The sequence below is a fragment of the Streptomyces sp. NPDC056296 genome, assembly GCF_042268605.1.
In the GTDB taxonomy this organism is placed as follows: domain Bacteria; phylum Actinomycetota; class Actinomycetes; order Streptomycetales; family Streptomycetaceae; genus Streptomyces.
This window is the reverse complement of record NZ_JBHJRX010000006.1, coordinates 1-19,358: the sequence shown is the minus strand read 5'-3', so window position 1 is coordinate 19,358 and position 19,358 is coordinate 1. Positions and strand designations below refer to the sequence as shown.

The 19,358-nt window shown below is 72.3% G+C and carries 16 protein-coding genes; 7 read left to right on the top strand and 9 right to left on the bottom strand.

Annotated features, from left to right (window positions below; translation table 11 throughout):
- The first annotated feature begins 74 nt into the window (after positions 1 to 74).
- Entirely contained in the window at positions 75 to 1,361 is a 1,287-nt protein-coding gene (locus ACFCZF_RS05920) for a geranylgeranyl reductase family protein (RefSeq protein ID WP_376670614.1), read from the top strand.
- On the opposite strand, the gene ACFCZF_RS05915 is transcribed toward ACFCZF_RS05920, so the two are convergent.
- Entirely contained in the window at positions 1,351 to 1,800 is a 450-nt protein-coding gene (locus tag ACFCZF_RS05915) for a nitroreductase family deazaflavin-dependent oxidoreductase (RefSeq protein ID WP_376670613.1), read from the bottom strand. The two genes, ACFCZF_RS05920 and ACFCZF_RS05915, sit on opposite strands and share 11 nt — an antisense overlap.
- A 195-nt stretch (positions 1,801 to 1,995) precedes the next feature.
- On the opposite strand from ACFCZF_RS05915, the gene ACFCZF_RS05910 reads away from it, so the two are divergent.
- The gene (locus ACFCZF_RS05910) at positions 1,996 to 2,733 is read left to right on the top strand and encodes a TetR/AcrR family transcriptional regulator (RefSeq protein WP_376670612.1); all 738 of its coding nucleotides are present in this window, start codon (positions 1,996 to 1,998) and stop codon (positions 2,731 to 2,733) included.
- Between the two features lie 72 nt (positions 2,734 to 2,805).
- Here ACFCZF_RS05910 and ACFCZF_RS05905 read toward each other — a convergent pair whose 3' ends face one another.
- Positions 2,806 to 3,681, bottom strand: a complete 876-nt coding sequence (locus ACFCZF_RS05905) for a BTAD domain-containing putative transcriptional regulator (RefSeq protein WP_376670611.1) — start codon at positions 3,679 to 3,681, stop codon at positions 2,806 to 2,808.
- A gap of 118 nt (positions 3,682 to 3,799) precedes the next feature.
- On the opposite strand from ACFCZF_RS05905, the gene ACFCZF_RS05900 reads away from it, so the two are divergent.
- Genes ACFCZF_RS05900 through ACFCZF_RS05890 form a run of 3 tightly spaced genes read left to right on the top strand, consistent with a single transcriptional unit; the run spans position 3,800 to position 8,018 of the window.
- Positions 3,800 to 6,028 carry an MMPL family transporter gene (locus ACFCZF_RS05900; RefSeq protein WP_376670610.1) on the top strand — a complete coding sequence of 743 codons (2,229 nt, stop codon included), beginning with the start codon at positions 3,800 to 3,802 and terminating at the stop codon, positions 6,026 to 6,028.
- 53 nt (positions 6,029 to 6,081) lie between these two features.
- Positions 6,082 to 7,356 carry a histidine kinase gene (locus ACFCZF_RS05895; RefSeq protein WP_376670609.1) on the top strand — a complete coding sequence of 425 codons (1,275 nt, stop codon included), beginning with the start codon at positions 6,082 to 6,084 and terminating at the stop codon, positions 7,354 to 7,356.
- The gene (locus ACFCZF_RS05890) at positions 7,353 to 8,018 is read left to right on the top strand and encodes a response regulator (RefSeq protein ID WP_376670608.1); all 666 of its coding nucleotides are present in this window, start codon (positions 7,353 to 7,355) and stop codon (positions 8,016 to 8,018) included. The genes ACFCZF_RS05895 and ACFCZF_RS05890 overlap by 4 nt, the downstream gene beginning before the upstream one ends.
- On the opposite strand, the gene ACFCZF_RS05885 is transcribed toward ACFCZF_RS05890, so the two are convergent.
- The 3 genes from ACFCZF_RS05885 to ACFCZF_RS05875 all read right to left on the bottom strand — a co-directional run bounded on the left by ACFCZF_RS05885 (position 7,979) and on the right by ACFCZF_RS05875 (position 10,368).
- A complete protein-coding gene (locus ACFCZF_RS05885) occupies positions 7,979 to 8,263 on the bottom strand; it encodes a DUF6332 family protein (protein ID WP_375920622.1) in 285 nt (94 codons plus the stop codon). The two genes, ACFCZF_RS05890 and ACFCZF_RS05885, sit on opposite strands and share 40 nt — an antisense overlap.
- Positions 8,264 to 8,326: 63 nt before the next feature.
- Complete coding sequence (locus ACFCZF_RS05880; RefSeq protein WP_376670607.1) at positions 8,327 to 9,067, bottom strand: maleylpyruvate isomerase family mycothiol-dependent enzyme; 741 nt, start codon at positions 9,065 to 9,067, stop codon at positions 8,327 to 8,329.
- A gap of 128 nt (positions 9,068 to 9,195) precedes the next feature.
- Positions 9,196 to 10,368: an MFS transporter gene (locus tag ACFCZF_RS05875; protein ID WP_376670745.1), complete on the bottom strand. Its 1,173-nt coding sequence runs from the start codon at positions 10,366 to 10,368 to the stop codon at positions 9,196 to 9,198.
- 175 nt (positions 10,369 to 10,543) lie between these two features.
- Between ACFCZF_RS05875 and ACFCZF_RS05870 the strand changes: the two genes are divergently transcribed.
- Positions 10,544 to 11,785 carry an ROK family protein gene (locus ACFCZF_RS05870; protein ID WP_376670606.1) on the top strand — a complete coding sequence of 414 codons (1,242 nt, stop codon included), beginning with the start codon at positions 10,544 to 10,546 and terminating at the stop codon, positions 11,783 to 11,785.
- 48 nt (positions 11,786 to 11,833) lie between these two features.
- On the opposite strand, the gene ACFCZF_RS05865 is transcribed toward ACFCZF_RS05870, so the two are convergent.
- The 4 genes from ACFCZF_RS05865 to ACFCZF_RS05850 are packed head-to-tail and all read right to left on the bottom strand — an operon-like array spanning position 11,834 to position 16,357.
- Complete coding sequence (locus tag ACFCZF_RS05865; RefSeq protein ID WP_376670605.1) at positions 11,834 to 13,237, bottom strand: GH1 family beta-glucosidase; 1,404 nt, start codon at positions 13,235 to 13,237, stop codon at positions 11,834 to 11,836.
- Positions 13,238 to 13,268: 31 nt separating this feature from the next.
- Positions 13,269 to 14,096 (bottom strand): carbohydrate ABC transporter permease, encoded by an 828-nt coding sequence (locus ACFCZF_RS05860; protein ID WP_375920610.1) that lies wholly within the window; start codon positions 14,094 to 14,096, stop codon positions 13,269 to 13,271.
- A gap of 6 nt (positions 14,097 to 14,102) precedes the next feature.
- Positions 14,103 to 15,059 (bottom strand): carbohydrate ABC transporter permease, encoded by a 957-nt coding sequence (locus ACFCZF_RS05855; protein WP_376670604.1) that lies wholly within the window; start codon positions 15,057 to 15,059, stop codon positions 14,103 to 14,105.
- Between the two features lie 11 nt (positions 15,060 to 15,070).
- Entirely contained in the window at positions 15,071 to 16,357 is a 1,287-nt protein-coding gene (locus tag ACFCZF_RS05850; protein WP_376670603.1) for an ABC transporter substrate-binding protein, read from the bottom strand.
- Positions 16,358 to 16,640: 283 nt separating this feature from the next.
- Between ACFCZF_RS05850 and yicI the strand changes: the two genes are divergently transcribed.
- The gene (yicI, locus tag ACFCZF_RS05845) at positions 16,641 to 18,911 is read left to right on the top strand and encodes an alpha-xylosidase (protein WP_376670602.1); all 2,271 of its coding nucleotides are present in this window, start codon (positions 16,641 to 16,643) and stop codon (positions 18,909 to 18,911) included.
- The last annotated feature ends 447 nt before the right edge of the window (positions 18,912 to 19,358 follow it).

Sequence of the window (19,358 nt, the reverse complement as noted above, 5' to 3'; positions counted from 1 at the left end):
GGCCTGCGGCGATGCCCGCCGTAGGATGCGGGGGTCAGGTGCGGCATGCGGTTTGTTGGGAGCAGTAGACCATCGTGAGCAGCGAGAACTCTTCGGCGGACGACGCGCGTCAGGTCTGGGACGTGGTCGTGGTGGGCGCGGGACCCGCGGGGGCCTCGGCCGCCTATGCGGCGGCGGTCGCGGGGCGGCGCGTGCTGTTGCTGGAGAAGGCGGACCTGCCCCGCTACAAAACGTGCGGCGGCGGCATCATCGGTCCCTCGCGCGACACCCTCCCGCCCGGCTTCGAACTGCCCTTCCGGGACCGTGTGCACGCGGTGACCTTCTCGAACAACGGGCGGTTCACCCGGACCAGGCGCTCCCGGCAGATGTTGTTCGGACTGATCAACCGGCCCGAGTTCGACCAGCAACTCGTCGAGCACGCCCAGAAGGCGGGCGCCGAACTGCGCACCGGAGCGACGGTGACGCGGGTGGAGCAGCACGGGTCGGCGGTGCCGGACCGGCGCACGGTCGCCGTCGTCCTCCAGGGCGGAGAGACGGTGCTCGCGCGGGCCGTCGTCGGCGCGGACGGCAGCGCCAGCCGGATAGGGGCGCACGTCGGGGTCAAGCTCGACCAGGTCGACCTCGGTCTGGAGGCGGAGATTCCGGTGCCGGAGACGGTCGCCGAGGACTGGAAGGGGCGGGTCCTCATCGACTGGGGGCCGATGCCCGGCAGTTACGGCTGGGTCTTCCCCAAGGGCGACACGCTGACCGTGGGTGTGATCTCGGCGCGCGGCGAGGGCGCGGCGACCAAGCGGTACTTGGAGGACTTCGTCGGCCGGCTCGGCCTCGCCGGGTTCGAACCGAGCATCTCCTCCGGCCACCTGACGCGCTGCCGTGCCGACGACTCACCGCTGTCGCGCGGCCGGGTCCTGGTGTGCGGGGACGCGGCGGGGCTCCTGGAGCCGTGGACGCGCGAGGGGATCTCCTTCGCGCTGCGTTCGGGGAGGCTCGCCGGGGAGTGGGCGGTGCGGATCTCCGAGGCGCACGACGCCGTGGACGCGCGCAAGCAGGCCCTGAACTACGCCTTCGCCATCAAGGCCGGGCTCGGCGTCGAGATGAGCGTCGGCAAGCGGATGCTGGCGGTGTTCGAGCGCCGCCCGGGGCTCTTCCACGCGGCGCTGACCGGATTCCGTCCGGCCTGGAAGGCGTTCAAGGACATTACGCAGGGTTCGACCTCGCTGGGCGAGCTGGTCCGCGGCCATCCGCTGGCGCAGCGGGCACTGGCGGCGATCGACCGCCGGCCCGCGGGCGCGGAGGGCTCGGCGGGAGCGCCGGGCACCGCGGGCACCGCGAACCCCGCCGGTGACGAGGTCACTTCCTGATCTCGATCCGGAACACCGGGTGGTCGGGCGCGATGCGGCGCAGCTCCGTCTCGGAGGAGTCGGGGCCGACGCCGTTGAAGAAGGCCCCTACCTCCGCCTTCCAGCGCTTGAGGTAGGCGCGCAGGAGCAGTGGCTTGTCGTCGTCGCCGATCTCGGTGGCGGTGAACTCGTCCACGTGCTTGCCGAGATGCAGTTCGCCGCCGCCGGCCGCGCGCATGTTGTGGGTCCACTGGACGTGGCCGCGCGGGGCCACCAGGTACTGCTGTCCGTCGACGGTCAGCAGGTTCACCGGTGTGGTGCGCCACTGGCCGCTCTTGCGGCCGCGCACCGCGAGGACGCGTGAACCCCAGACGCTGAGGCCGCGGCGGGTCAGCCAGGCGACGGTGCGGTTGAGGACGTTGACGGTGAGCCAGCCGGGCTTCTGGACGTGCGTGGACATGGGAGCCCCCAGGGTTGCTCGAAGGATGAGGGAGAGCGCCGATCGCTTTTGTGAGCAGTGCTCTCGCTTGGTGGTGAGTCTGCACGAGAGTGGTGCCCAAAGCAAGAGCGGTGCTCCGATTTGGGAGCGCCGCTCTCGATCGAGAGCGATGATCGCGATTGCGTGCACTGCTCTCCTTTTGGCACACTGGCTCGCATGAGCACCGCACAAGGCGCCAAGGGAGCCCGCGCCCGCGCCCGGATCGAGGTCACCGCCGCCATCAAGGACGAGGCACGCGGACAGCTCGCGGCGGAAGGCGCCGCCAAGCTCTCGCTGCGGGCTGTGGCCCGCGAGCTGGGTATGGCGTCCTCCGCCCTCTACCGCTACTTCCCCAGCCGCGACGACCTCCTGACCGCCCTCATCATCGACGCCTACAACTCGCTAGGCGAGGCGGCTGAGCTGGCTGAGGCGGCCGACGCAGCCGAGGCAGCCGAGGCGGCCGGCGGCACGGTGGCCGACGCCGGACACGTCCGACGCTGGACCGTGGTGTGCGAGGCGGTGCGCGCGTGGGCGCTGGCGCATCCCCACGAGTACGCGCTGATCTACGGTTCGCCGGTGCCCGGCTACACCGCGCCCGACGACACCATCCCGGCCGCCGGGCGGGTGGCCTACGTGTTCATGGGCATCGTGCGCGACGCACACCAGGGCCCGGGCCTCGCCAAGCCGCCGTTGCCCGCCGAACTGCGGCCCGAGGCCCAGCGGATGGCGGCGGATTTCGCCTCCGACCTGCCACCGGAGACGGTGGCGGCGTTCGTGGCGGCCTGGGCCGAGCTGTTCGGGCTGATCGGGTTCGAGTTGTTCGGGCAGTTCAACCGGGTCGTGGAGGACCGGGAGACGTTCTTCCGCCACGCGGCGGAACGGCTCGCCCATGGGGTGGGCCTGGTCTTCCCGTAGTGGGGCGGGGCCGGGCGGTGCGGTGCGGGGGCGGTGCGGTGTGGTGCAGGGCTCAGGGGACCTCGGCGTTCCTCAATCGACCGCGACCCTGACCCCGCCCCCCACCGCGACCCCGGTCGAAACCCCGGGCGCCGATGCCGGTTCCTGCCGCAGGATGCGCGCGTGCAGGGACCGTAGTCCGGGCCCCGGGTCGGCGCCCATCGCCTCGGCGAGCCGCTGCCGTACCGCCTCGTACGCGGTGAGCGCGTCGGCGGGACGGCCCGCGCGGTGCAGGGCGAGCATGAGCAGTTCGCTGAGGCGCTCCCGCAAGGGGTGTGCCGCCACGAGCCGGACTAGTTCGTGGACGTACTCGAAGGAGTGCCCGAGGTCGATCTGGCCGGCCAGCCGAGCCTCCAGGACGGTGAGCCGTTTCTCGGCCCAGCGCAGCCTTTCCGCCGCCAGGTAGGGCACCTGGAGGCCTTCGGCGAACTCGCCGCGCCACAACTCCTCCGCCCGCCCGGCCAGTTCGGTGGCCCGGCTCAGCTCGCCGGTGTCGCGGGCGGCCACTGCCTCCGCCACCAGTTCCCGACGCTGCCGCAGGTCGTCGGCCTGGACCCCGGTGAGACGGTAGCCGCTCCCGGTCCACGCCAGCTCCGCGCCGTCGCCGAGTGCGCGCCGCAGCCCGGAGACGTACTTCTGCACGAGATTGCGCACGTGTACCGGCGGTGCCCCGCCCCACAGGGCTTCGACCAGACCGTCGTACGAGATCGGGCGGCCCTCCTGCAGGAGCAGGACCGCGAGCACCGCACGCTGCTTCGGCGGGCCGAGCGGGATCTCCACGCCGTCGCGCAACGCGCGCAGCGGGCCGAGCAGTTCGCAGCGCAGGGCGCCCGTCGCGCCGGTCGGTCCCGTCGTCACCGAACCCGTCGTCACCGATGCCGCCGACGCCCCCGATGTCCCCTCACCCATGCGTCGAGCGTATCCCGGGCTCCGCATTCCAGTGGATCTTCCAGCGGTCCTTCCAGCCGTCCTTCCAGCGGCCGGGCCGACGGTGTGCGGACCAACCCGTCGGTAGAAAGGCCCCTCCATGCTCACCCGGCTCGGCCGCCTGGCCGTGCGGCGCAGCCGCGCGGTGCTGCTCGGCTTCCTGCTCGCCCTCCTCGGCCTCGGCGCGTACGGCGCCGGCGCGCAGAGCGACCTCGACCTCTCCCGCTGGGACGCTCCCGGCACGGAGTCCGTGCACGCCGGCGACCGGCTGCGCGAGCACTTCCGCACCGGAAACCCCAACCTCGCCCTCCTGGTCACGGCCCGGGACGGCGACGTGGACAGCCCGCGCACCGAACGGGCCGCCCGTGAACTGGCCGCCGAGGTAGGGGATCTGCCGCTCGTCACGGACGTCACCGCGTACTGGGACGCCAGGAGCGCGGCCCTGCGCGGGGAGGACGGCCGCCGGGCCCTGATCCTCGCCCGCCTCGAAGGCACGGCCACCGAGACACGCGAGGAACTCGCCACCCTGTCGGCGGAATTGACCCGCACGACCCCCGAACTCGACGTCCGGGTGGGCGGCCAGGAGGAGATCTCCCGGCAGGTCGGCGAGCAGGCCCGCGCCGACTTCCTGCGCGCCGAGCTGTTCGCCCTGCCGGCCGTACTGCTCCTGCTGATCCTGGTCTACCGGCGCACCGTCGCCGCGCTGCTGACCGTGGCCGTCGGCCTGTTCTCCGTGGTCGGCACGCTCGCCGGGCTGCGGGCGGTCGCGCAGGTCACGGAGGTGTCGACGTTCGCCGCGAACCTCGCGCTCGTCCTCGGCCTGGGACTGGGCGTCGACTACGGCCTGTTCGTGATCAACCGCTACCGCGAGGAGCGCGCCGCCGGGCACGCCCAGCCGGAGGCGGTCGTCGGGGCGACCCGCGCCGCCGGGCGGACGGTCGTCTTCAGCGGGGTCACGGTCGCGGTGTCGCTGTGCGCGCTGCTGGTGTTCCCCTTCTTCTTCCTCAGCTCGTTCGCGTACGCGGGCGTCTTCGTCGTACTCACCGCTGTCGCCGGGGCCGTGTTGTTCCTGCCCGCCGCGCTCGCCCGCTGGGGCCACCGCGTCGAGCGGCCCACCGTGCCCGCCTCCGGCTTCTGGCACCGCACCGCGCTCGCGGCCATGCGCCGCCCGTTCCTGGCGGGCGCCGGGGTCCTCACCGTGCTGCTGGTGGCCGCCTCGCCGCTGCTGGGCCTGCGCTTCGGGCTGCCCGACGAACGCACCCTGCCCGAGGGCACCTCCTCGCGCACCACCTCCGAGATCGTGCACCGGGAGTTCCCCGCCGAACCCACGGACACGGTCCAGGTCGTCCTGGAAGGACTGGAGGGAGTCGCCCCGGGCCAGGGCGCCGGCACGAGCGCGTACGCCGCCGCGCTCTCCCGGCTCCCCGGCGTGTTCCAGGTCGACGCGCCTGAGGGCACCTACCGCCAGGGCGAGCGCACGGGTGCCCCCGGCCAGGACCGCCTGACGGCACCGGACGGGCGGGTGCGGCTGGCTGTCGTACCCACGCAGGAGGCCATGTACGGCGACGTCCCCGCCTTCGTCGAGCGCGTCCGGGACACCCCGGCCCCGGCGCCCGCCATGGTCGGCGGCTACCCCGGCGAGACCACCGATTTCCGCGCCACGCTCCTGGACCGGCTGCCGTACGCCGTCGGGATCGTGCTGGTGGCCACGTACGTGATCCTCTTCCTCATGACGGGCAGTGTGCTGCTGCCCGCCAAGGCGACCGTGCTGAACCTGCTCAGTCTGTCCGTGATGTTCGGCTGCCTGGTGTGGGTCTTCCAGGACGGGCACCTGTCCGGGCTGCTCGGCTTCACCCCGACCGGTTCCATCGAGCCCAGCATCCCGGTGCTGATGTTCTGCGTGGCGTACGGCCTGTCCATGGACTACGAGGTCTTCCTGCTGGCGCGCATCACGGAGGAGCACGAGCGCACCGGGGACACCGTACGCGCGGTCGGCGAGGGCATCCGGCGCAGCGCCCCGCTGATCACCGCCGCGGCCGGCATCCTCGCGCTGTCCTTCCTGTCGTACGCCACCGGCGGCGTCGTGTTCCTCAAGGAACTGGGGATCGGCACGGCCCTGACGATCCTCGTGGACGCCACCCTCATCCGGGTGGTGCTGCTGCCGGTGACGATGCGGCTCGCGGGACGCGCGAACTGGTGGGCGCCCCGACCGCTGCGCCGCCTCCGGGTGAAGGAGGCGCCGGCCCGGACCCCGGCGGACAGGGCGGACGGCCCGGGCGGGGAGGATGACCAGGGCGGGGAGGACGTACTTCGCCGGGAGTACGTGTGATCACCACGCGCGGGTGACGCCGCCCGCGGCACACGGCGTCTAGCGTGGCGGTCATGGACGGACAGCGCGAGCACGGGGGCGGGCCGCCGCAGTGGTGGCGGCACGGGCCCCCGTGGTGGAACCACCGGGGCGAGGAGGAGCACCACGCCCGGTGGCCCTGGCGCTCCACGGCGTTGATCACGGCGTTCGTGCTGGTCGGCTCCAACTTCGCCGCCCACGCGCAGGAGAGCGAGCGGGTCCCGCTGGACCCCTTCGCGCGCGTGCTGCTGTTCCTGACGGGAGCAGCGCTGCTGTGGCGGCGGCGGTACCCGGTGCCCGTGGTGTTCGGTACGGCGGTCACCACCCTCGTCTACCTCTTCGTCGGATACCCGTACGGGCCGGTGTTCGTGGCAGTCGCGGTGGCCTGCTTCAGCGCCGTCGTCGCCGGGCACCGCAGAGCCGCGTGGGCGGCGATGGGGACGATGTGGGCCGGGCTGGCCCTGCTGACGCACTGGCTCTACCAGTGGCTGCCACCGTCCGGTGACTCGGCCGCGTCCTGGGGCCAGGAGATCGTGATCGCCACCTGGGTGGTGGCGATCGTGGCCCTGTCGGAGCTGACCCGGACCCGGCGCGAGCAGTGGGCGCGGGAGCGGGCCGAACGGGCCCAGGCGGCCAGGCGGCGCGCGGACGAGGAGCGGCTGCGGATCGCCCGCGAACTGCACGACGTCCTCGCCCACAGCATCTCCGTCATCAATGTGCAGGCCGGCGTCGGTCTCGCCCTCCTCGACACCGATCCGGAGCAGGCCCGTACCGCGCTCACCACCATCAAGGCCAAGAGCAAGGAGGCGCTCGGCGAGGTGCGCCAGGTCCTGGACACGCTCCGCAGCCCCGGAGACGCGCCCCGCGCGCCGGCCCCCGGGCTGGACCGGCTTCCCGAACTGGTCGAGCAGGCGGCGAGCGCGGGTCTCACCGTCGAGGTCGAAGGGGAGGTGCCGCGGCTCTCGCCCGGTACCGACCTGGCCGCGTTCCGCATCGTCCAGGAGGCCCTCACCAACGTCGTACGGCACTCGGGTTCGCGGCACGCGCGGGTGCACGTCGGCCGGGACGGCAACACGCTGCGGCTGCGCGTCGACGACGACGGTCCCGCGACCGGCGCCGAGGCGGGCGGCAGCGGCAACGGGCTGGCCGGGATGCGGGAGCGGGCGGCGGCGCTGGGTGGCACCATCGAGGCGGGCCCGCGCCCCGACGGCGGCTTCCGGGTGCTCGCGGCCCTGCCGATCGACGTGAGAATCACCGAGGACGACAAGAGCCACAAGAGCGCCAAGGACGTCAAGGAGGAGGACCGGTGATCCGCGTACTGCTCGCCGACGACCAGTCACTGGTACGGGCCGGCTTCCGGGCGCTGCTGGACGCGCAGCCGGACATCGAGGTGGCCGGTGAGGCCGCCGACGGCGAGGAGGCGGTGCGCGCGATCCGCGAACTGCGCCCCGACGTCGTCCTGATGGACATCCGCATGCCCCTCCTCGACGGCCTGGCCGCGACCCGCCGGATCACCGGGGACGCCGGGCTGCGGGACGTGAAAGTCGTCATGCTCACCACCTTCGAACTCGACGAGTACGTCTTCGAGGCGATCCGCTCCGGTGCCTCCGGCTTCCTGGTCAAGGACACCGAGCCCGAGGAACTCCTGCGCGCCGTACGGGCGGTGGTCGACGGCGACGCGCTGCTCTCGCCGGGGGTGACGCGCCGCCTGATCGGCGAGTTCGCGGCCCGTTCCAAGGAACCCGCGGCGGCCGGTGAACTGGCCCGGCTGACCGAGCGGGAACGGGAGGTGATGGCCCTGGTCGGCATCGGCCTGTCCAACGAGGAGATCGCCCGGCGTCTGGTCGTCAGCCCCCTCACCGCCAAGACCCACGTCAGCCGCACGATGGTGAAGCTGGGCGCCCGCGACCGGGCCCAACTGGTCGTGCTGGCCTACGAGTCGGGGTTGGTGCGGCCGGGCTGGCTGGGCTGATCGCCGCGCGCGAACCGGACCAGCACGCTCACCACACGGACGAAGAACACCGCCACGGCCAGCACCGCACCCGAGCCGACGAGCACGCCCCGCACGCCGGACGGCAGGCCGAAGAGGTACGCCGGCCCCGCCACGGCCCCGAACAGCACGGCCGCCGCGAACACGGCGCTGCACAGCGCGTACCCGATCTCGACCGTGATCGCGTCCCGCTCGCCCTGCGTACGCCGTCCCCCGTAGGTGTCCATGCCGGCAAGTTTCCCAGACCGGCGCCGATTCGGCAGCGCGGCGTCGACCGCAACCGCCGGGGCTCAGTTCCAGGTGACGCCCGACCTCTCACGCCACAACGCGGCGAGGGAGGCGTCGCCGGTCACCTCGGGGAACGGGTGGCGGTTCCACAGCGCCGGGTACAGCCGGGCGGCGGGTCCGGTCAGCTCGCAGTCGGTGTCCCCGGCGTCGCCGCGCTCCGTCTCCGGTGGCCGCGCCGACAGCCGCACGGTCCACACGGCGCCGGGCGCGTCCGTCGCCCGCACCCGCAGTGTGCGGGGCTCCTCGGTGCGGACCGCGCTCTTCGGGCGGGCGTGGAAGGCGCACAGCAACTCGTCGATGCCGTCCACGGCGAAGTCCGTGTCGATGCCGGTGGGGACGCCACCCCTGGCCGACTCGGCGTCGATGCGGTGCACGGTCGTCTCGTGCGCCTGCCGCCGGGCCCAGAAGGCCAGGGGCGACGGCGCGGGCAGGAAGTGCCAGCAGCGCACGTCGGGCGAGGCGCCGGCGAGGGTGTCGACGAGCTGCCCGTGGCCCTCCCGGAACCAGGTCAGGAGCGCGGAGCCGTCGAGGTCGGGCAGGCCGCCGTCGGGGATGGGGCCGGTGTGGCCCCCGGCGACGATCGCCGCGGCCCAGCGGTGCACCATCCCCGTGTGCCGCAGCAGGTCCCGCACCTGCCAGCCGGGGCAGGTCGGCACCTTGGCGTCGGCGCCCGCCGACTCGGCGGCCGCGGCGAGCAACACACCCTCGCGGTCCAGGATTTCGATGAACGTGGCAGTCTCCATGGCAGGGAGTGTGCCGGATGGAAGGGGCTGGAGGGGAAGGACCGAAGCGTCGATCGGGGCCGGCGGCCCGCCAGGACGCAGAACTCGTTCCCCTCCGGGTCGGCAGGTGCGCCCCAGCTCTCGTCGCCTCAGCCCGATGCCGCCGCGCGTCGGGTCGCGATCGCGACGAGTACCGCCACCGCCGCCAGCGCCGCCACACTGGTGAGCGCGGCGGGCAGGGAGAACCAGTCGGCCATGAAGCCGATGGCGGGCGGCCCGAGCAGCATGCCGCCGTAGCCCAGGGTGGACGCCGTCGCGACACCACTGGGGCCGCCCAGCGCGCCGGCCCGTTCGACCGCGACCGGGAAGATGTTGGCGAGCCCGAGCCCGGTGATCGCGAAGCCGAACAGCGCCGCCCATACGGAGGGGGCGAGCGAGCCGAGCAGCATGCCGGCCACGGCGGTCGTGCCGCCGGCCACCACCGTGGTCGTCCGGCCGAGGCGCTCCAGCAGCGTCGTGCCGGTCAGCCGGCCGACGGTCATGGCGAGCGCGAAGCAGGAGTAGCCCGCCGCCGCCATGCCCGGCGACGCGTCGAGGTCCTGCTCCAGGTGCAGGGCGCCCCAGTCGGCCATGGCGCCCTCGCCGTACGCCGTGCACAGGGCGATCAGGCCGAAGGTGATGACGAGGCGGCGCGTACGGCGGTCGAGCCGGCGCGGGGCGCTGGCGGCCCGGTCGGTACGGTCCGGCGGCACGGCGGGTTCGCAGCGCAGCAGGGCGCGACCCGCGACCAGCGTGACGAGCAGGCCGATCACGGTGAGACCGAGCAGGTGCCGCACCGGCGACAGAGACCCGGCGACGAGTCCGCCGAGCCCGGCGCCGATCATGCCGCCCAGGCTGAACGCCGCGTGGAAACTGGGCATGATCGGGCGCCGCAGTACGGCGACGAGGTCGACGGCGGCGCTGTTGAAGGCGACGTTGATCCCGCCGTACGCGCTGCCGAACACGAGCAGTACGGCGCCGAGCGCGAGCGCGGAGTGGGTGAGCGGGGGCAGGGCGATGCTGAGGCAGAGCAGGACCGCGCAGGCGACGGTGACGGAGTGGCTGCCGTAGCGGCGGACGAGCCGTCCGGTGAGCGTCATGGTGACGACGGCACCCGCCGAGACACCGAGCAGCGCCATGCCCAGGGCGCTGGCGGAGGCGCCGGTCTGCTCCTTGATGGCGGGGATCCGCACGACCCAGCCGGCGAACACGAAGCCGTCGAGCGCGAAGAAGGCGGTCAGGGCGATGCGGAGGCGGGTGAGGTTGTCGCTGGGGCCCGGCACGGCGTTGTGCGATCGGGCTTTGTTTATTTGCGGCACAAAGTCAGGCTAGGGGTGGAGCGAGGGTGGGGCAAGGGCGTCCCGGCCGGGCGCGGGGCCGAGGGTGGGGCAAGGGCGTCCCGGCCGGGCGCGGGGCCACGGGGCGGCGCCCCTGGCGTCGCATACGCTCGACACCACCATGAAGAACAACCTCACCCCCCTGGAGCCGAAGGCCGACAAGGCCACGGTCAGACGGCACAACCTCAGCCTGGTCCTGAGGGCCGTGCACGACGCGGGGGAGTCGACCAGGGCCGGTATCGCCACGCATGTCGGACTGACGCGTGCGGCGGTGTCGTCCCTCGTCGAGCAGTTGCTGGAGTACGGCTTCGTCTCCGAGTGGGGCAAGACCAGCAGCGGTCAGGCGGGGCGGCCCGGCACCGTCCTGAAGGTGTCCAGGTCGGGCCCGGCTGGCCTCGGTGTCGAGATCAACATCGACTACGTCACCGTATGCGTCGTCGACCTCGCCGGCACCGACCGGGTCCGGCTCGTGGAGCACTTCGACAACCGCGGGGTCCAGCCCTCCGAGGTGCTGGCCCGTGCGGCCCGGCTGGCGGCCCGCGCCATCGGTTCGGCGGCCGAACAGGACCTCGCGCCGGCCGGCGTCCACGTCGCGCTGCCGGGCCTGGTGACCGGCGGCACCGTGCGCCAGGCCCCCAACCTGGGCTGGCAACGGGTCGCGGTCGAGGGGCTGTTCGCCCAGGCGCTCCTCGCCCTGCGCCCCGCCCAGCGCCCCCTGCCGGTCAGCTCCGACAACGAGGCCAATACCGCCGCCCTCGCCGAGCTGTGGTTCGGCGCGGGCACCGAGGGCGTGCGCAGCTTCCTGTACCTGACCGGCGAGATCGGCATCGGCGGTGCCCTGGTGCTGGGCGGCGAACTGCTGCGCGGCGCGCACGGCTTCGCCGGGGAGATCGGGCACATGGTCGTCGATCCGGACGGACCGTTGTGCCGGTGCGGGGCTCGCGGTTGCCTGGAGCAGTACGCCGGCCAGGCCGCGCTGCTGGGGGCCGCGGGCATCGACGCGGACGCGGGCGTGCAGGGCGTCGCCGAACTCGAACGCCGTGCCCGGCGGGGCGACCCGGCCGCCCTGTCGGCGATCGAGCATGCCGGGCGGCAGCTGGGCGTCGTGGTGTCGGGCGCGGTGAACCTCTTCGACCCCGACGCGGTGATGCTCGGCGGTGTCTACCGCGAGCTGATGGACTGGCTGGCCCCCGCCGTCGACCGGGAACTCGCGCTCCGCGTCGTCTCGGGGCTGTGGAGCGAGGGCGGGAAGCGGCTGCGCGCGTCGTCCTCCCTCGGTGACGCGGCCCGGGGCGCGGCCGGCGTGATCGTCCGCGAGGTGCTGGCCGACCCGGCGGCGTACGCCGAGCGCGAGCGGAGCTGACGCGGGTGGGCCGGGCGCCCGCCCGGCCGAGGCCCCCGGCGCTCACCGTCAGGCGCGGTTCGCGGCGATCATCTCCCGGTACCAGCGATAGCTGTCCTTCGGTGTGCGCTCCTGCGTGGGGTAGTCGACCCGGACGATGCCGAACCGCTTGTCGTAGCCGTACGCCCACTCGAAGTTGTCCAGCAGCGACCACACGTAGTAGCCGCGTACGTCCACGCCCGCGTCCATCGCCGCCCGCAGCGCGGTGAGGTGGTCGCGCAGGTAGGCGACGCGGTCGGCGTCGTGCACCGTGCCGTCGGCGGCGGGCGCGTCGTCCTCCGCCGAGCCGTTCTCCGTGATGTGGATCGGTGGCAGCGCGTCACCGTACTGCTTCTTCAGCCGGACGAGCAGGTCGGTGAAGGAGTCCGGGACGACCGGCCAGTTCATCGCGGTGTGCCGGACGCCGGGGAGCCGGACCTCCTCGTAGCGGTTGTCGGTCGCCACGCGCCGCGCCGGGTCGCTCTCGCGGTGCGGGGCGTCGGCGACCACGATCGGCCGGTAGTAGTTGACGCCGAGGAAGTCCAGCGGCTGGGAGATCAGTTCCAGGTCGCCGTCCCGCCGGAAGTCCTCCCCGGTGATCAGCTCGCCCCACGTCTCCTCCTCGGTGGCCGGGTAGCGGCCCGCGAGGATCGGCTCGGTCCACACCAGGTTGTGCTGCGTGTCCGCGCGGACCACGGCCGCCAGGTCGGCGGCGGAGTCGGTGGCCGGCAGGTTGCGGTCCAGGTTGAGCGTGATGCCGGCCTCGCGCACCCCGGCCGCCCGCAGCGCCGACATCGCCAGACCGTGGCCGACCAGCAGGTGGTGGGCGGCGGCCAGCGCGCCCCGGCCCTCCTTCGCGCCGGGTGCGTGCCGGCCGATGGAGTAGCCGAGGAAGGAGCTGCACCACGGCTCGTTGAGCGTGATCCAGCGCGGCACCCGGTCGCCCAGGTGCTCCGCGACCACGGCCGTGTACTCGGCGAACCGCTCCGCCGTCTCCCGTACCCGCCAGCCGCCTGCCGCGGCGGAGCCGCTGTTGGACGGCGTCTCCAGGGCCTGCGGGAGGTCCCAGTGGTAGAGGGTGGCGGCCGGCTCGATGCCCGCCGCGAGCAGCTCGTCGACCAGGCGGGAGTAGAAGTCCAGCCCCTTCGGATTCACCGCGCCCGAACCCTCCGGCACGACGCGCGGCCAGGCGATCGAGAAGCGGTACGAGTCCACGCCCAGGTCGCGCAGCAGCGCCACGTCATCGGGGTAGCGGTGGTAATGGTCGCAGGCCACGTCGCCGGTCTCGCCGTTCGCCACCAGGCCGGGGGTGTGGCTGTAGGTGTCCCAGATCGACGGGCCGCGGCCGTCCTCCCGTGCCGCGCCCTCGATCTGGTACGACGCGGTCGCGGCGCCGAGGACGAAACCGGGCGGGAAGCTGGGGTACTCACTCATGCTGTGCAGCTCATCTCCTGAACAGACGTGGTCACTTGACGGATCCGCCGGTGATCCCGGCGGCGATGTACTTCTGGGCCAGGACGAGCAGGATCGCCGCCGGCACCGCGGAGAGCACGGAGGCGGCCATCACCGAGCCCCAGTCGCCGACGTGCGCGCCGATGTACTGGTAGATACCCAGGGTGATCGGCTTGACGTCGTCGGTCGTGTTCAGGGTGAGCGCGAACATGAAGTCGCTCCACGAGAACAGGAACGCGAACAGCCCCGACGTGATCAGCGAGTTGCGGCTCATCGGCAGCACCACCCGCACGAACGTCCGCACCGGCCCGGCACCGTCGATCTGCGCCGCCTCGATCACCTCGCCCGGGATCGACACCATGAAGGAGCGCATCAGCACGATGGAGAACGGGATGCCCAGCGAGGCGTCCGCCAGCATCAGGCCGAAGTAGGAGTTGACCAGGCCCAGATCGACGTACGAGTTGTAGAGCGCGTTGGCGATGACGATGCCCGGCACCATCTGGGTGATCAGCGTGCCGAACACGATGGTGCGCGAGCCGCGCAGCCCGAACCGCGCCAGCCCGTACGCCGCCGGCGCCGAGATCGCCAGGCAGATGGCGACCGCGCCGAGCGAGACGGCCAGCGAGGTCAGCAGGTGCCCGCCCTGGTCGCTGATGGCCTTGGAGAAGCCGGACAGATCCAGGCCGTCCGGCACCGGGTCGACCTGGAGCAGCCCCGACTCGGGCTGGAGCGCGGTGTTGAGCATCCAGTACAGCGGGAACAGCATCACGGCGAGGACGAGCACACCGGCGGCGGTGGAGCCCCAGCGGCGCCGGGACGCGGTGGGCGTGTGGGTTGCCATCGTCGGTCACTTCCCCTCGGTGCGGTTGGCCCGCAGGTAGAACACCGCGAACACGGCGGAGATCAGGATGAGTACGTTGCCGACGACGGCGCCCGCGCCGAAGTCCAGCTGCACGAAGGAGTTCTGGTACGTCAGCGTGCCGAGCGTCTGGGTGGCGTCGGCGGGTCCGCCGTCGGTGAGGGCGAGGATCAGGTCGAGGATCTTGACCGTCGACATGAAGCCGAGGACGAGCACGACCGTGACGACGGGCCTGAGCAACGGCAGGGTGACGGAGCGGAAGGTCCGCCAGGCCGAGGCGCCGTCAAGGGCGGCCGCTTCGTGCAGTTCCCTCGGGATCTCCTGGAGACCGCCGTAGAGGATGACCATGTTGAACGGGATGCCGATCCAGATGTTGACCAGGATGACCGACACCAGGGCCATCTCCGGGCTGGTCAGCCAAGGCGTGCTGCCGCCGATCCCGACGGTTTCCAGGAACGAGTTCAGCACGCCCGTGTCCTGGTCGAGGATGCGGCGCCAGACGATGCCGGACACCACCATGGGCACCAGCCAGGGCAACAGGATCAGCGAGCGGAGCACCCCGTTCAGCGGGAAGCGGCGGCTGAAGAACACCGCGAGCGCCAAGCCGATGCAGAACTGCCCGAGCAGCGAACCCGCGGTGAAGACGAGGGTGTGCCACAGCGCCTTGCCGAACAGGGCGTCCTGGAACACGTCGGACCAGTTGTCGGTGCCGTTGAAGGGCGCCTCACCGGTGAAGAAGGTCTTCGGTGTGTAGTGCTGGAAGCTCATCACGACGTTGCGGACGAGCGGGTAGCCGAAGAACAGCAGCATGAAGACGACGGCGGGGGCGACGAACCCCCACTGCGCGAACCTGCGCCGGCGCCTGAGCCGGGCCGGGTCCGGCGCGGCGGCCGTCGTGGACGCCTCGGCGGGCGCCTGCGCGGTGACGGTGGATGTGGTGCTCATGGGCGCGTACCTCAGTTCCCGCTCGTGGCCCGCTGCTGGGCGCGCTTCAGGGCGGTCTCACTGGACTGGCCGGTCAGGGCGGACTGGAAGGCGCTCTGCAGGGCGAGTGACACGCTCGACCAGCCGGCGCCGAGCTTCGCGGTGCGGGACCGCGCGACGGCCACCTGGTCGGCGAGGGAGTCCAGCTCGGGCACCCGTTCGCGCCAGACGGCGGCGGCCTTCGCGTTGGCCGGGACCATCCAGCTGTTGAGCGCGTAGGTCAGCTGCTCCTTCTCGCTCGCCAGACAGGCGACGATCTTGCCTGCGGTCTTCTCCCTTGCCTCGTCCCCGGTGTTGGGCACGGTGAGCACCGCACCGCCGAGCGGGCCCACCGAGTCGTCGCCGGCCTCGGGCACGGGGATCGGCGCGATGCCCCAGTGCAGCGACTTGTCGGTGTTGAGTGTCTCCACCTGCCACGGCCCGTTGATCATCATCGCCGCGTTGCCGGCCATGAACTGGTCGTTGACGTCCGCCTGCGTCCAGTTGACCGTCGACTTCGACAGCGAACCGTCCTTCAGCAGGCCCTTCCAGTAGTCGAGGGCTTCGACGACCTGCGGGCTGTCCAGCTTGGTCTCGTCACCGCCGTTGGACCACATGAACGGCATGAACTGGAAGACGCCGTCCTCCGCGCCGCCCGCGCTGAGCGCCAGCCCGTACCGCTTGCCCTCGGTGAGCTTCTCCGCGCTCTCGCGCAACTGCGCCCAGGTGGTGGGCACCTCGACGCCCGCCTCGTCGAGGACGTCCTTGTTGTAGAAGAGCGCGAGCGTGTTCACGGACCGGGCCGCGCCGTAGTACGTCCCCTCGTACGAGCCGAAGTCGACGATGCCCTTGGGGATCTCCTCGGTGCTCAGTCCGAGGGTCCGCAGGTCGACCAGTCCGCCGGCGTCGGCGAAGGTCGGCATCTCGGACGCGTCGAACTGCACGATGTCCGGCAGCGACTTGGACGATGCCATGCGCAGTGCCTTCGTCATCACCTGCGACGCCGGGACGCTCTGCTGCTCGATGGTGATGCCCAGCTGCTTGCCGCAGCGGGCCATCGCCTCCGCGTCCCAGCGGTGGTACGACTCGTCGGTCGATGAGTTCATCACGGTGTACACGTCGGCGTCGCGCTGCTGTCCGCAGCCCGTGAGCGCCGCCCCGGCGACGAGGACGGAGACGGCGGCGAACGGGGTGACGGCTCGGCGTGAGCGTCCTCGCCCGCGGCGCGTGGCAGCCGGAGGATGTGCTGTCAAGGCGAGGGAGGTGAAGCGCTTCGACATGGTGCGGCCCTTGCTGTCGTACCGTCCGGCTTCCTTGCCGGACCGTTTTGTTTGATGTGATGACTAATACGTCAAGGGCCTGCTGTCGCGCTAGAGCAAAGTGGCCTCGGTCTCGCCACTTCGGGGGGTGAGTGAACTGTTCTCATGGGTAATAATGCCTGTTCAGCGCAGTGAGCCCGGTTCGGGGACCTCCTCGCCCGGGTTTGTTTTGTGTACGATCAAAATGCTGTGAGACGGCCCCCGTGCTCCCATCCGACAGCTCCCGTCCCACCCGAGGAAGATCATGAAGTTCACCGACGGCTTCTGGCTCATCCGCGAGGGCGTGCATCTCTCGTACGCCACTGAAGTACGCGATGTGCGCCCCGAATCGAAGCGCTTCACTGCCCATGCCGCCGTGAAGAAGGTGACGCGGAGGGGGGACACGCTCAACGCGCCGCTCCTCACGGTCGAGTGCTTCTCTCCCGCCGAGGGCGTCATCGGCGTCCGCGTCACCCACCACGCCGGAAAACGCCGGCCGGGTCCCGACTTCGCCCTCACGGGCGCGGCGGACGGCGCCGGCGCGGTACACCAGGACGGCACGGTCACCGAGCTGACCAGCGGCCCGTTGTCCCTCCGCCTGGACCGCGAGGGCCCCTGGGGCCTCACCTTCCACGACGCGGACGGACGCGAGCTGACCCGCGCCGACGCCAAGAGCACCGCGTTCGCCACCACCGGCGACGGCGGCCACCACATGCTGAGCCGGCTCGCGCTCGGCGTCGGTGAGCAGATCTACGGCCTCGGCGAGCGCTTCACCCCGTTCGTGAAGAACGGCCAGGTCGTCGACATGTGGCAGGCCGACGGCGGCACCAGCAGCGAACAGGCCTACAAGAACATCCCGTTCTACCTCTCCTCACGCGGCTACGGCGTCTTCGTCAACCACCCCGGCGCCGTCTCCTTCGAGGTCGGTTCCGAGTCCGTCGGCCAGGTGCAGTTCAGCGTCGAGGATCAGACGCTGGAGTACTACGTCGTCGCCGGCCCCACCCCGAAGGACGTCCTCACCCGCTACACCGCCCTCACCGGCCGCCCCGCCCTGCCGCCCGCCTGGTCCTTCGGCCTGTGGCTCACCACGTCGTTCACCACCTCCTACGACGAGGAGACGGTGACGAGGTTCGTCGACGGCATGGCCGAGCGGGGCATCCCGCTGTCCGTCTTCCACTTCGACTGCTTCTGGATGCGCGAGTACCAGTGGTGCGACTTCGAGTGGGACCCGGACGTCTTCCCCGACCCGGACGGCATGCTCGCCCGGCTCAAGGCCAAGGGGCTGAAGGTCAGCGCCTGGATCAACCCCTACATCGCCCAGAAGTCCCCGCTCTTCGACGAGGCCGCCGCCCTCGGCCACCTGGTGCGCCGGCCGGACGGCGACGTCTGGCAGTGGGACCTGTGGCAGGCGGGCATGGGCCTGGTCGACTTCACCAGCCCCACCGCCCGCGACTGGTACGCCGGAAAACTCAAGCCGCTGCTCGACCAGGGCGTGGACTGCTTCAAGACCGACTTCGGCGAGCGCGTCCCCACCGACGTCGTCTGGCACGACGGCTCCGACCCGGAGCGCATGCACAACTACTACACCCACCTCTTCAACCGCACCGTCTTCGAACTCCTGGAGAAGGAGCGCGGACAGGGCGAGGCCGTGCTCTTCGCCCGCTCCGCGACCGCGGGCGGCCAGCAGTACCCCGTCCACTGGGGCGGCGACTGCTGGTCGTCCTTCGAGGCGATGGCCGAGTCGCTGCGGGGCGGCCTGTCCCTGTCCCTGAGCGGCTTCGGCTTCTGGAGCCACGACATCGGCGGCTTCGAGGGCACGCCCGACCCGGCGGTCTTCAAGCGCTGGCTGGCCTTCGGCCTGCTCTCCTCGCACAGCCGCCTGCACGGCTCCTCCTCCTACCGGGTGCCGTGGGAGTTCGGCGAGGAGGCGGTCGGCGTCGCCCGGAGCTTCACCCTCCTCAAGCACCGCCTGATGCCCTACCTGTACGGCGTCGCCGCCGAGGCCCACCGCACCGGCGTGCCGATGATGCGGCCGATGCTCCTGGAGTACCCGCACGACCCGGGCTGCCGCCCGCTGGACCGCCAGTACATGCTCGGCCCCGACCTCCTGGTCGCCCCGGTCTTCACCGAGGACGGCGAGGTCGAGGTCTATCTCCCCGAGGGCACCTGGACCCACCTCCTGAGCGGCGAGCGCGTCACCGGACCGGCCTGGCGCACCGAACGGCACGACTACGACAGCCTGCCGCTCTACGTCCGCGAGGGCGCCGTCCTGCCGCTGGCCTCCGACGACCGCCGCCCCGACGGCGACTGGCTGGACGCCCCGGCCCTGCTGGTCCACCCGCCCGCCGGACCCGACTACGCGACCGAGGTCACGGTGCCCGACCTGCTGGGCACGCCCGCCGCGACGTTCCGCGTGCGGCGCGACGGGGACCTCCTGCGGGTCACGGCGAGCGGCACCGACCGCCCGTTCACCGTGCGCGTCGCCGGCGGGGCGAGCGCGGAGGGCGCCGGGGAGGTGAGCGTTCCGCTGGGGTGAGGCCCGCCGACCCGTGCGCGTCAGTGGTCGAGGCCGGTCAGTGCCGTCAGTGGCCCGGCCCGCGTCGTCCGCGCCGCTGTGGGGCGCGAGCCCGGCTCGTGCGCGTCAGTGGTCGAGGCCGGTCAGTGCCGTCAGTGGCCCGGCCCACGTCGCCCGCGCCGCCGTGGGGCACGAGCCCGGCTCGTGCGCGTAAGTGGTCGAGGCCGGTCAGTGCCGTCAGTGGCCCGGCCCGCGTCGTCCGCGCCGCTGTGGGGCGCGAGCCCGGCTCGTGCGCGTCAGTGGTCGAGGCCGGTCAGTGCCGTCAGTGGCCCGGCCCGCGTCGTCCGCGCCGCTGTGGGGCGCGAGCCCGGCTCGTGCGCGTCAGTGGTCGAGGCCGGTCAGTGCCGTCAGTGGCCCGGCCCGCGTCGTCCGCGCCGCTGTGGGGCGCGAGCCCGGCTCGTGCGCGTC

What these genes read in the sequence shown, in the direction of transcription:
- ACFCZF_RS05865 (WP_376670605.1), bottom strand. Translation starts at nt 13,237, where the DNA reads ATGAGTGAGTACCCCAGCTTCCCGCCCGGTTTCGTCCTCGGCGCCGCG.
- ACFCZF_RS05885 (WP_375920622.1), bottom strand. Translation starts at nt 8,263, where the DNA reads ATGGACACCTACGGGGGACGGCGTACGCAGGGCGAGCGGGACGCGATC.
- ACFCZF_RS05895 (WP_376670609.1), top strand. Translation starts at nt 6,082, where the DNA reads ATGGACGGACAGCGCGAGCACGGGGGCGGGCCGCCGCAGTGGTGGCGG.
- ACFCZF_RS05850 (WP_376670603.1), bottom strand. Translation starts at nt 16,357, where the DNA reads ATGTCGAAGCGCTTCACCTCCCTCGCCTTGACAGCACATCCTCCGGCT.
- yicI (WP_376670602.1), top strand. Translation starts at nt 16,641, where the DNA reads ATGAAGTTCACCGACGGCTTCTGGCTCATCCGCGAGGGCGTGCATCTC.
- ACFCZF_RS05860 (WP_375920610.1), bottom strand. Translation starts at nt 14,096, where the DNA reads ATGGCAACCCACACGCCCACCGCGTCCCGGCGCCGCTGGGGCTCCACC.
- ACFCZF_RS05855 (WP_376670604.1), bottom strand. Translation starts at nt 15,059, where the DNA reads ATGAGCACCACATCCACCGTCACCGCGCAGGCGCCCGCCGAGGCGTCC.
- ACFCZF_RS05900 (WP_376670610.1), top strand. Translation starts at nt 3,800, where the DNA reads ATGCTCACCCGGCTCGGCCGCCTGGCCGTGCGGCGCAGCCGCGCGGTG.
- ACFCZF_RS05905 (WP_376670611.1), bottom strand. Translation starts at nt 3,681, where the DNA reads ATGGGTGAGGGGACATCGGGGGCGTCGGCGGCATCGGTGACGACGGGT.
- ACFCZF_RS05915 (WP_376670613.1), bottom strand. Translation starts at nt 1,800, where the DNA reads ATGTCCACGCACGTCCAGAAGCCCGGCTGGCTCACCGTCAACGTCCTC.
- ACFCZF_RS05870 (WP_376670606.1), top strand. Translation starts at nt 10,544, where the DNA reads ATGAAGAACAACCTCACCCCCCTGGAGCCGAAGGCCGACAAGGCCACG.
- ACFCZF_RS05880 (WP_376670607.1), bottom strand. Translation starts at nt 9,067, where the DNA reads ATGGAGACTGCCACGTTCATCGAAATCCTGGACCGCGAGGGTGTGTTG.
- ACFCZF_RS05910 (WP_376670612.1), top strand. Translation starts at nt 1,996, where the DNA reads ATGAGCACCGCACAAGGCGCCAAGGGAGCCCGCGCCCGCGCCCGGATC.